The 10529-nt window shown below is 42.7% G+C and carries 9 protein-coding genes; 8 read left to right on the top strand and 1 reads right to left on the bottom strand.

Going from position 1 to position 10529, the window contains the following annotated elements:
- Nucleotides 1-575: 575 nt before the first annotated feature.
- From IM485_RS17225 to IM485_RS17190, 8 genes are all read left to right on the top strand, one after another.
- On the top strand, nt 576-2258 hold the full coding sequence (locus tag IM485_RS17225; protein WP_104398170.1) for an alpha/beta hydrolase: 1683 nt from the start codon (nt 576-578) through the stop codon (nt 2256-2258).
- A 120-nt stretch (nt 2259-2378) separates the two neighbouring features.
- Nucleotides 2379-2930 carry a DUF2854 domain-containing protein gene (locus IM485_RS17220; RefSeq protein WP_004162761.1) on the top strand — a complete coding sequence of 184 codons (552 nt, stop codon included), beginning with the start codon at nt 2379-2381 and terminating at the stop codon, nt 2928-2930.
- Complete coding sequence (locus IM485_RS17215) at nt 2931-3692, top strand: sulfite exporter TauE/SafE family protein (protein WP_104398169.1); 762 nt, start codon at nt 2931-2933, stop codon at nt 3690-3692.
- A 497-nt stretch (nt 3693-4189) separates the two neighbouring features.
- On the top strand, nt 4190-5227 hold the full coding sequence (gene glpX / locus IM485_RS17210; RefSeq protein WP_002756310.1) for a class II fructose-bisphosphatase: 1038 nt from the start codon (nt 4190-4192) through the stop codon (nt 5225-5227).
- A gap of 184 nt (nt 5228-5411) precedes the next feature.
- A complete protein-coding gene (locus tag IM485_RS17205; RefSeq protein ID WP_287744579.1) occupies nt 5412-6698 on the top strand; it encodes a glutamyl-tRNA reductase in 1287 nt (428 codons plus the stop codon).
- 257 nt (nt 6699-6955) lie between these two features.
- Nucleotides 6956-7282: a class I SAM-dependent methyltransferase gene (locus IM485_RS17200; protein ID WP_287744576.1), complete on the top strand. Its 327-nt coding sequence runs from the start codon at nt 6956-6958 to the stop codon at nt 7280-7282.
- Nucleotides 7276-7821 (top strand): hypothetical protein, encoded by a 546-nt coding sequence (locus IM485_RS17195; protein ID WP_287744574.1) that lies wholly within the window; start codon nt 7276-7278, stop codon nt 7819-7821. Before IM485_RS17200 ends, IM485_RS17195 begins: the two co-directional genes overlap by 7 nt.
- Before the next feature lie 636 nt (nt 7822-8457).
- A complete protein-coding gene (locus tag IM485_RS17190; protein WP_287744571.1) occupies nt 8458-10269 on the top strand; it encodes a proline--tRNA ligase in 1812 nt (603 codons plus the stop codon).
- 145 nt (nt 10270-10414) lie between these two features.
- On the opposite strand, the gene IM485_RS17185 is transcribed toward IM485_RS17190, so the two are convergent.
- The coding region (locus IM485_RS17185) for a transposase (RefSeq protein ID WP_287744582.1) at nt 10415-10529 on the bottom strand (115 nt) is incomplete at its 5' end.

Genomic DNA, 10529 nt, shown 5'->3' with positions numbered 1-10529 from the left:
CTCCAGCTACATCAAATGTTCCAAAAAAATATAGAAGAGCTAATGCAAATTAGCCGCTATCGGTTGAAGGATTACATCAAAGGACAAAGAGCGATATCGCTTGCCCTATCTACCTTCTAGCTCGCTTGTCCCCCTCTCAGTTTTGCTTAGGTACTTATCTTGTTCAAAAACCTTATCTGATTATTTTCATCTCCAAACATATGACTTTCACTTATTAAATTTATGTATTTATAGCGTTTCTGATTCACAAGAGGTACATTCCTGATCCTGAAAAGCTTAGTCAGCAAAGGTTTAAGTGTGCCGCACAGATGCGAGAACCGCTATATTTTTTTTTATTAATAACCAGTGTCTTGACAAAAAAAATTTTTTAATATAAAATCCATACTAGCTAATATGTTCAGAAAATACTCAATAACCTAGAATCAAAATCGCCCAAGTTAATCTATCGAGGTTTTGCTCATGCCTTTTGGTTCTACTTTCCTTGACACTTTATCGATGTTTGTTGAACTTAGACATCAATAGTCGTGCGACTTTTTTTCCTTTAATTGCTGTCATCTACTCTAACTAAAAATTCCATGATTATCACCAGTTTACAAAATCGTTTTCCTAGAAATAATCCCACCCGTCGCCTGCGAGCTTTTATACTAGGTCTTTTCGCCGTCACTATGACCGCCTTACCCCTAAAAGCCGCCGAAGAAATTGAATTTGTCTATACTCCCCTCGTTTTTTCTGTATCGGTAGCATCCCTAGAAACCTTTGCTAAGGAAGGCAAAATTGATGCTAATTTAAAAAGATTTCTTGCCAGAACAACTCCCGAAGCAAGAGAGAAGTTTCGTGAGGCTTTATTAACAAAGATTGACATCGATCCTATTTTACTATCTCGTTTTTTTAATAGTGTGATGGGTGCTGATATGCTCTCTCGTTTGGGCAAAGGCATCACCATTGAAGGGGGAATTAATGGTAAATATGCCCTGCGGGGTGCGATTGTTAGTGCCGCTTTTGAGCCGGGGGGATTAACCCTTTTAAATGTGCTGAAAAAATTCCCCAATAATATCCAGTTACAGGGGGAAGAAATCCTCGGATTAGCTAAAACCATCGATTATGCAGTTTATGTGGCGGAAATATTTATTAAAGATATGCGCCTCTGGACAGCCGAGGAAGCCGCTGCCGTTAAACCACCGATTAATTATACCAGTTTACCCGATCTGCGTCAGCGCGGTAGCTTTCAGGTAAAAAAAGAAGTTTGGAACCTAACCGATAGCAGTCGCAATCGCAGTTTATATGTGGATGTTTATATCCCGCAAACTTTCCGAGAAGGCAAAACACCTGTAATTATTTTTTCCCACGGATTAGCCTCGCGACCGGAAGATTATGCCCAAGCAATTGAACATCTAGCTTCCTATGGATTTTTAGTAGCGGCACCGCAACACCCTGGCAGTGATACCCAGTACCTGCAAGGAATGTTAGGGGGGTATTATCGCAATATTTTTGATCGAGATGAATTTATTAACCGACCCAAAGATATTAGCTTTCTCATTGATGAATTAGCAAGACGTAATGATAGTCAATTTCAAGGTAAACTTGACCTCACTAATGTGGGAGTAGCGGGTCATTCCTTTGGCGGTTATACATCTCTAGCTGTTGCCGGCGCACAAATTGATTTTGATAATCTCGCCCAAGATTGTAATCTTCCTTACTCCGGGATTAATATCGCTATTTTACTGGAATGTCGCGCCCTAGAATTGCCTAGACAGGTCTATAATTTTCGTGATGAACGAGTCGCGGCTGTCTTTGCAGCTAATCCCGTTAACCGCAGTATTTTTGGGGAAAAAGGTTTAAGTAAAATCTCGATTCCTGTCCTCTTAGGTTCTGGAAGTTATGACCCGGCAGCTAATCCGATTTTTGAACAGGCCATTCCTTTTACTTGGTTAAAAACGCCAGATAAATATCTGGCCATGGTGGAGGGACAAGCTCATGTAAATTTTACGGAATTGGATGCAGGAATGCAAAAAACCCTAGAGTCTGTGGTCGATATCACTTTACCCAATCAAAATTTAATCGAGGATTATGCGGGGGCTTTATTGGTCTCTTTTTTTGAAGTTTATATTGCTGATAATGACAAGTTTCGTCCTTTTCTTCTGTCTAGTTACGCAGAATATCTCAGTCAGGGACAAAAGTTTAAATTAGACTTTATTACTGCCGCTTCTGACCAGAAATTATCTCAATTAATTGAGAAATTGCGAGTACATCGGCAATAGACACTAATTGCCTTCAGTAGCTAATAACTGAAAAATCTCCCCACTGCCCCTCTGCAAAAAAGATTCTCTTGAGTTGTATAATCTCTAAAGGATTAGCGTACTCAAGAAAAAAATTATTTCATGCTCAGAAAAATTAGACTATCATACTTTGGCTTAATTTTAGGCAGTATTTTAACGGTTATCGGCATTATCGGTTATGCCCAAGGTAACGCCACGGTCAATTTAGCGGGCTTTTTCTACGGATTACCGTTATTATTGGGAGGTTTAGCCCTAAAAGCTTCAGAAATCAAACCGATACCCTTCAGTCAACCCACTAGCCCCGAAATCTTGCAATTGCGCCAACAACAGGCTACTGTCACCCAAACCAAACTTCGCAACGATGTCACCCGCTATCGCTACGGACAGGAAGTGCATCTGGATGAAGCCCTAGAAAAGCTGGGATTAAGCCCCACGGACGAGGAAAGACCGACTTTAGTGGCAATTCGTGAAACTGCTGTTGATTCCGCCTATTGTCTCACCCTAGAATTTGAATCGCCCCTTTTACCCCTAGAAAAGTGGCTGGCAAAACAAGAAAAAATCGAAAGATACTTTGGACCAGGAATTAGAGCCGAAATTAAGCAAGTTGACGAGGAAAAAATTGATTTAGCCCTAATTACTATCCCTAACGCCTAAATGCTCACGCCTACTCAGTATGGCTTCCTAGCAATCGCTGCCGTGGCTGCAGGCTTAATTAATGCTCTTGCCGGTGGCGGTAGTCTGATTACTTTTCCAACGCTGATGGCGGTGGGTATCCCACCGGTAATGGCAAATGTGACTAATACCGTCGCTTTATGCCCCGGTTATCTGGGGGCAACCCTCGCCCAAAAAAAAGACCTGCACGGGCAACAAAAACGGATTTGGTTATTACTACCATCGGCAGTTATTGGCGGCATTATCGGTGGTATTTTGCTGTTAAATAGTAGTGATAAAGTATTTGAGCGCCTGATTCCTTTTTTGATTCTTTTAGCGGCGGCTTTATTGGCTTTTCAAGATACTTTACGCTCTTGGTTGCAGCGGCGACAGGGGGACGAAAATGGTCATATACCAGAAATTTTGGCGGTTTTACCCATCGCTCTCGCTTCAATTTATGGTGGTTATTTTGGAGCGGGTTTAGGGGTGATTAAGTTGGCAATTTTGGGCTTATTTCTCAAGGATAATCTCACGAGATTAAATGCTTTAAAACAGTTGCTTTCTTTGGTGGTTAATGTGGCAGCATCTTGGTTTTTTCTCTTTTCTAATCACGTATATTGGTCGGCAGCGATAGTGGTAGCAATTGGCTCTTTAATTGGGGGTTTATTGGGGGGAAAACTAGCTAGAATTATCTCTCCTAGTTATCTGCGTAAGACCGTGGTAATTCTGAGTATTATTACCGCTATAGTTTATTGGCTTCGTTAACAAACCGATTTATGGCAGTTAAGCTGCCCGCGCATTTAAATTGCTTGTTGAGATCAGGCAACAGTTTAAAACCTTACCCGATGACGTTTTAACTCAATTGCCAAGAAAAGTGGGTTTTAGCTTGTCTAGAATAACCGAGTCTCTTGGTGCATTCTAGCATCGGTTAAACACACTGAAGGATTAACGGAATAGGGTGGATAATTTTGCTCGGCAAAACCTGACCAGATGTTTAGTATCGACAAAGCTGCCCTTGTCTAGCATTCACAACAGGGGGAAGAACATACCTTTCTGCGATCGCCAGCCGCCATCAGCGAACAAGCTCTCCATAACTGAGATGGAGGCGACAGTGCTGGCAAAAACTCCCTAGCTATACCGGTCTCCTCCAGATGATCTGCATAAAAACTTAAGAATGATCCCCGTCTGGTGATAGACTTTTGACTGTTAAGGAAACAAACTCACTAGATAAATCATAGATCAGCTGTAGGGAGGATCATCGAGTGGAAAGTACGCTAGGGTTAGAAATTATCGAAGTGGTCGAACAGGCTGCCATTGCCTCCTCGAAGTGGATGGGTAAAGGCGAAAAAAATATCGCCGATCACGTCGCTGTGGAAGCGATGCGCGAACGGATGAATAAAATCCATATGCGCGGTCGCATCGTTATTGGAGAAGGGGAAAGAGACGAGGCTCCCATGCTCTATATTGGCGAAGAAGTGGGTATCTGTACCCAAGTTGATGCCAAACAATATTGTAATCCCGACGAATTAGTCGAAATCGATATCGCCGTCGATCCCTGCGAAGGCACTAACTTGGTTGCCTACGGTCAAAATGGTTCCATGGCCGTGTTAGCGATCTCCGAAAAAGGTGGGTTATTCGCCGCTCCTGACTTTTATATGAAAAAATTAGCCGCTCCCCCAGCAGCTAAAGGTCATGTGGATATTAATAAATCGGCGACGGAAAACCTGAAAGTTCTTTCCGATTGTCTCAATCGTTCGATCGAAGAACTGGTGGTAGTGGTTATGGATCGTCCCCGTCACAAGGAATTAATCCAAGAAATCCGCAACGCCGGGGCCAGAGTTCGTCTGATCAGCGATGGTGACGTATCGGCCGCTATTTCCTGCGCTTTTTCGGGAACTAATATTCATGCTCTCATGGGTATCGGTGCCGCTCCAGAAGGAGTAATCTCGGCGGCGGCTATGCGTTGTCTAGGCGGTCACTTCCAGGGACAATTAATCTATGATCCGGAAGTGGTCAAAACCGGTTTAATCGGCGAAAGCCGCGAGGGTAATCTCGCTCGTCTGCAAGAAATGGGCATCACTAATCCCGATCGCGTTTACGGTTGCGAAGAATTAGCCAGTGGCGAAACCGTCCTCTTTGCCGCCTGTGGTATCACCCCCGGCACCCTGATGGAAGGGGTCCGCTTCTTCCATGGTGGCGCTCGTACCCAAAGCTTGGTTATCTCCACCCAATCGAAAACCGCTCGCTTTGTCGATACCGTTCACCTGTTCGACCAACCCAAATACATTCAACTGAGATAATTCTCTGACGCGGTGGGGTGGGCATGGCTCACCTCGCCCCCATTGGTAAAAATATATAAAGTTTTTTTTCAAACATCTTTTATTTGCATCCCGATTGGGACTAAATTGCAACAATTAGAGACATAACGCACTGATCTTTATCAATAATTTTTGTAGCCTGAGCAACATTTGTAGGAGAACATAAATGAATATTGCTGTAGTGGGCTTGAGTCACAAGACAGCCCCTGTGGAAATTCGTGAAAAATTGAGTATCCCGGAAGCGAAAATCGAGTCCGCTCTTACCCACCTCAAGGGTTATCCCCACATCCAAGAGGTGGCGATTATCAGTACCTGTAACCGTTTGGAAATCTACGCCGTGGTTACGGATACGGAAAAGGGCGTGGTGGAAATTACCCAGTTTCTCGCTGAAATCGGACATATTCCCCTTAATGTCCTGCGTCGTTATCTGTTTACCCTACTGCATCAGGATGCTGTGCGTCATCTGCTCCGGGTGTCGGCCGGTTTAGAAAGTCTTGTCCTCGGTGAAGGGCAAATTCTCGCTCAAGTTAAAAATACCCATAAATTAGCTCAAAAGTACAATACTATTAGCCAATTACTCGATCGCCTGTTTAAACAAGCGATGACTGCCGGTAAACGCGTCCGCACGGAAACCAGCATCGGCACGGGAGCCGTATCGATCAGTTCGGCGGCGGTGGAGTTAGCCCATGCTAAGGTGGCAGACCTCAGCAGCCAGAAAATCGCTATTATCGGGGCAGGGAAAATGTCCCGATTATTAGTTACTCACCTTCTGGCTAAGGGTTCTCAGCAAATTGCGATCGTCAATCGCTCCCAAAGACGGGCCGAGGAGTTGGCCCGTGAATTTCCTCACCTACCGCTGCAACTATATGGCTTAGAAGAGATGATGGCTACGGTAGCGGCATCGGATATCGTCTTTACCAGTACCGGAGCCACGGAACCAATTTTAACTAAAAATTTATTGACAGAAGTGACGATTACTGCTAAATCGCTGATGTTAATCGATATTTCTGTTCCCCGCAACGTTCACACCGACGTGAAGGAATTGGCACAAGTGCAAGCTTTTAACGTCGATGATCTTAAAGCGGTGGTTGCCGCCAATCAGGAAAGTCGCCGTCAGATGGCCAGGGAAGCAGAGGCACTCCTAGAGCAGGAAGTGGAAGCTTTCGAGCTTTGGTGGCGTTCTTTGGACACTGTACCGACAATTAGCTGTTTAAGAAGCAAAATTGAAGATATTCGCGAACAGGAATTAGAAAAGGCCCTCTCCCGTCTGGGGACGGAATTCGCCGAAAAACACCAAGAAGTTATCGAAGCAATGACCCGCGGTATCGTCAATAAAATCCTTCACGAACCCATGGTACAACTGCGGGCCCAACAGGATATCGAAGCGCGTAAGCGCTGTTTACAATCCCTGCAAATGCTCTTTAATCTCAGTGTCGGGGAGGAATATAGTTAGGGGCCGACAATTGACAAAAATTAAGGGCGATTCTATGGGTCTGTTAAGATGATTTTGAGGGATTGGGGGCGAATAATTTGGCCCGATTCCCCTATCCACAATTTCAAGATTGACAGACCAATAGTCTTTTGGCTGTAGAAATGCGGTAATTATGCCCAAATTGAGGGGGTGTTTAACTGATGGAAGTGGGATAGAGGAGGGTGTGGAACCGCAGGGAGCGATATAATTGATGGTTAGTCCAGAAATTTTTAGAGAGAATGAAGACCTTAGAAGAAACTATTGCACAGGCTATGGATTGCCAAGATAAGTCAATCTTACCTTTTCTTCCATATATTTTACAGGACTTCTGGGAAATAGGCTCTTCTGCAAATTCTATTCTTAAAATTGTCAAAGCACATACAAATAATTATTCTGAATTAAATGTACTGGATCTAGGCTGCGGCAAGGGTGCAGTCTCGATAAAATTGTCAATTGAACTGGATTGCTACTGTCTTGGAATCGATGCAATACCAGAATTTATTGAAATCGCTATAGCGGTGTGCAGTCGTATGAGGTACAGTGTCACGAGCTATAAACCATGCTAGGCAAAGCTTGGTTTGTATCTCACTCAAGTGCTTACCGCTATAATAAAAAAGCTAGAGAAGAAGCAATTACTTCAAGGTGTAAATTTATTTCAGGAGACGCACGAGAAATAATCAATACATTAAACCAATTCAATCTGATTATTCTCGGCTCGATCAGTCCTGTATTTGGAAATTATTTTCAAACTATGACTATCTTAAAAAAAAATCTGACAAAAGATGGTCTAATTATTTTAGACGATGGATATTTTGAAGATGATCAACCCTATAAGCATGACTTTATAATCAAAAAAAGTATGCTGTTAAACCAGATAGAAAAAGCTGGCATGAAATTAATAAAAGAATATACAGAAACTGAAATAAATCAAAATGATGAGTATGAAATGCAGTTTAATTATCTTAAGCAAAGATGCCAAGAATTAGCGGTACAATATCCAGACAAAAAATATTTATTTGATAATTATATTGAAAAACAAAGAGTCGAGTATAACAATCTAGAAAATATAATTACTTGTGCAACAATGGTAATTCAAAATAAATAATTTTGGACTAACATCGCCTTCAGTCTGACCCCGCATCATCAGTTGACTGCGATGTCGAAGCCACTGCCAAAAACTCGATGACCGGTTCGAGAGGGCGGAACTCGGCTAAAGTAGAACGGGGGTGCTGAATCGTTTGTATTCTTTCAGGTTCCCCCCCCTCCTTTTCTGATACCGAACTGAGGTTAATTATCATCGGTCAAGCGTCAAAACATCTAAGCTTTTCCTTGATCCCAGTAATGTAAACTTTGATTAAGAGAAAGACTTCTAGCCCCGATCCGATGTTATATTAATAATTGAAGCTAAAGAAAAAAGCTTCCCTGACAGATCGACTGGCAAGGTTATAAAGGTCAAGTTCACAAAGGAGTAAACCCTGTTAAAGTTACATTCTGTCTCGATAACGACGATAACAGCGACCGACCTGAACGCTCATATTTCCTAGAGTAGAGAACAAGGGAGTTAGGCAATTGCAACTAAGGTTCAATGCTTCTCCAACCAGTCTCAAGTTATGAGGGGAAATACCTGAGAATCGGTAAACTGGTCGCTGTTATTGTTTGTCAACACAAGTAATTGATAATTGCAGTCGCTCTCCTTTGATGAGATAATAGAAAGTCTTCTGTTCAAAAGGATATCGATAGGATGCGACTCTCTCAACAGCTTTTTGTCACTCTCCGGGAAGATCCGTCCGAGGCGGAAATCCCCAGTCATAAATGCTTAGTCCGTGCCGGTTACATTCGTCGCATTGGCAGCGGCATTTACGCCTATTTACCCCTGATGTGGCGGGTTTTGCAGAAAGTCTCCCAGATAGTCCGGGAAGAAATGAATAAAGCCGGCGCCCAAGAATGTTTACTTCCCCAACTGCAACCAGCGGAACTCTGGCAAGAATCAGGCCGTTGGGACACCTACACAAAAGCAGAAGGGATTATGTTTGCCCTGACGGACAGGCAAAACCGGGAGTTAGGATTAGGACCGACTCACGAAGAAGTAATTACTGCCGTCGCTCGTGATTTAATTCGTTCCTATCGACAATTACCAGTTAATTTATATCAGATTCAAACTAAATTTCGCGATGAAATTCGCCCTCGTTTTGGTTTAATGCGGGGACGAGAATTTATTATGAAAGATGCCTATTCTTTCAATCTCGACGAGGAATGTTTAAAGAAAACCTATCAAGCGATGGATATAGCTTACCGCAATATTTTCCGCCGTTGTGGGTTAGCTTTTCGGGCAGTAGAAGCCGATTCTGGAGCGATTGGCGGTTCCGCATCCCAAGAATTTATGGTCTTAGCTGATGCCGGAGAAGATGAGGTTTTATTTACTGCCGATGAAAAGTATGCGGCTAATGTGGAAAAAGCCGTTTCTTTGCCAGCAGATAAAGTGGTTTCTCCCTTTAAAAAGTTGGCTAAAAAAGAAACTCCTAACACCAACACGATCGAAAGTTTAGCTCAATTTCTCGATTGTTCTGCCACGGCTATCGTCAAAAATGTTCTCTACGAAGTGGTTTATGATAGCGGCATAACTGTTTTAGTTTTACTGCATATTCGCGGCGATCAAGAAGTTAACGAAGTTAAACTACAAAATGAATTAGTTAGACAGGCAGGCCGTTACAATGCTAAAACAATTTTGGCTTTAAAAATACCCGATGCTGCCGCTCAACAGAAATGGGCAACTAAACCTTTACCTTTAGGTTATATTGCTCCCGACTTAGAAGATAATTTACTCAAAAAAGCCAGCGATATAGCTCCTAAGTTTTTACGCATAGCAGACAACACGGTGACAGACTTAGAAAACTTTATCACCGGTGCTAATGAAACCGGGTTTCATGTAGTGGGGGCCAATTGGGGTAAAGATTTCATCTTACCGGAATTAATCGTCGATCTACGCAAAGCCCGGGTAGGGGATCGAGCTATTCATGATCCTAATCAAACCTTGCAAAGTGCCAGAGGAATTGAAGTCGGTCATATCTTCCAATTGGGCTATAAATATTCTCAAGCTATGAATGCTTTTTATACTAATGAAGCGGGAGAATCTACCCCCATTTGTATGGGCTGTTATGGGATTGGAGTATCGCGTTTAGCCCAGGCAGCCGTAGAACAATCCTACGATAAAGATGGCATTATTTGGCCGGTAGCTATTGCCCCCTATCAAGCGATTGTGGTTATTCCTAATTTAGCCGATGCCGAGCAGGTAAAAACCGCCGAAAGTTTATACAATGAGTTAAATCAAGCGGGCATTGAAACCCTTTTAGATGACCGAGATGAACGTGCAGGTGTTAAGTTCAAAGATGCGGATTTAATTGGGATTCCCTATCGCATTGTCACGGGTAAATCTCTCAAATCGGGTAAGGTGGAATTAGTTGAAAGAGCCAGTAAAAAAGCGTCAGAAGTAGCAATTAATGAGGTGGGTTCCTATTTAAAAACTGCTATTTCAGAGGCAAATGCTTCTGATTAAGTAATTAAATATAGCGTTTCTGATTCACAAGAGGTACATTCCCGATCCTGAACAGTTTAATCAGCAAAGGTTTAAGTGTGCCGCACAGATGCGAGAACCGCTATATACAGATAATTTTCGGTTCTTCCGAACTTACCATGTAAAATCAACTAGCAAAATGCCAATTTAATAAACATCTAAGACTAAAGTTTTTAAAGTTTCTAAATCCATAGCCTCTCCTTTTTATCAGCTTCAGTTTATTGTTAATTCCTTCCACTGTT

The sequence above is a fragment of the Microcystis sp. M169S2 genome (assembly GCF_020245865.1).
GTDB classification, from domain to species: Bacteria; Cyanobacteriota; Cyanobacteriia; order Cyanobacteriales; family Microcystaceae; genus Microcystis; species Microcystis ichthyoblabe_A.
This window is presented reverse-complemented; position numbering and strand designations above follow the sequence as displayed.